The sequence below is a fragment of the Pseudomonas sp. P5_A2_2 genome (assembly GCF_054177685.1).
Genome location: NZ_JBGCUL010001262.1, coordinates 1 through 1142, shown reverse-complemented (window position 1 = coordinate 1142; position 1142 = coordinate 1). Strand labels below are relative to the sequence as shown.

Here is a 1142-nt window from a genome sequence, read left to right as displayed (position 1 = left end):
CGGTCTGTGCCTGGCTGCAATTGCCGGCGCTGTCGAGCGTGATCCAGATCTGCCGCTCGCGACGGATCGACGGGCGACTGGTGCTGTATGTGGAGCACTATCTGAACCCGCAGTACTTTCCCGGGATCCTCGATTTCGATTTGAATCAGTCGATCACCGAGTTGTATGCGCGGCATTACGATTTGCACTACGGGCGGGTGCGCTTCGAGATTGTGCCCACGGCGTTGTCGGTGGATGCGGCGGCGGCATTGAAGGTGTCAGTGGGCAGCCCGGGCCTGCGGATTGCCCGGGTCAACTATGACCAGCATGAACGGTTGATCGACTGCGACCTGGAGTTCTGGCGGCATGATGCGATTCATGTCGGGGTGGATGTTGTCTGACGCTGCTATTGCAGGCGCTGGCTATTCGCCCTGCGGGTCACCACCGGCGGTCATCACCTGAATACTCATCCGCGGTGTCGCCAGATCCAGTCCGGCTTCATCCATGTGCCGCTTGAGTGACAGATTGAACGCTCGCGACACTTCCCACTGCTTGATTGGCGCGGTCTTGAAGCGGGCGCGAAGGATCGCATTGCCCGACTCGAAACTTTCCACCCCCTGAAACTCCAGTGGCGACCAGATATTGCGCCGCTGCAACGGATCGGTGCGCATTTTCTGACCAACTTCGCGCATCAGTTTGATTGCGTTGTCGATGTCCATGCTGGCCGGCACCGCGACCCGGAAGATCGCGTAGCCGAATTCCCGGGAGTAGTTCTTGATGCTTTTGATTTCGCTGAATGGAATGGTGTGGACGATGCCGTCGATGTCCCGCAGGCGCACGGTGCGGATGGTCAGGCCTTCGACCGTGCCGAGGTGGCCGCCGACATCCACGTAGTCGTCGATAGCCAGGGAGTCTTCGATGATGATGAACAACCCGGTAATCAGGTCGGCTACCAGCGACTGTGCGCCAAAACCGATGGCCAGACCGATCACACCGGCACCGGCCAGCAGTGGCGTGACGTTCATGCCCATGTTCGCCAGGGCAACGATCAGCGCGATGATGAAAATCGCCACGAACAACACGTTGCGGATCAGCGGCATCATCGTCTGTGCGCGGGCATTGGCCAGGCCTTTGCGCGAGCGGGTCAGCGCGTGATGCACGGC

The 1142-nt window shown here is 60.1% G+C and carries 2 protein-coding genes; one reads left to right on the top strand and one right to left on the bottom strand.

Going from position 1 to position 1142, the window contains the following annotated elements; all coding sequences use genetic code 11:
• Positions 1–380: UTRA domain-containing protein (locus tag ACXRVY_RS30660; protein ID WP_458239161.1), on the top strand; the 380-nt coding region annotated here is incomplete at its 5' end.
• A 21-nt stretch (positions 381–401) separates the two neighbouring features.
• On the opposite strand, the gene ACXRVY_RS30655 is transcribed toward ACXRVY_RS30660, so the two are convergent.
• Positions 402–1142: mechanosensitive ion channel family protein (locus tag ACXRVY_RS30655; RefSeq protein ID WP_458239160.1), on the bottom strand; the 741-nt coding region annotated here is incomplete at its 5' end.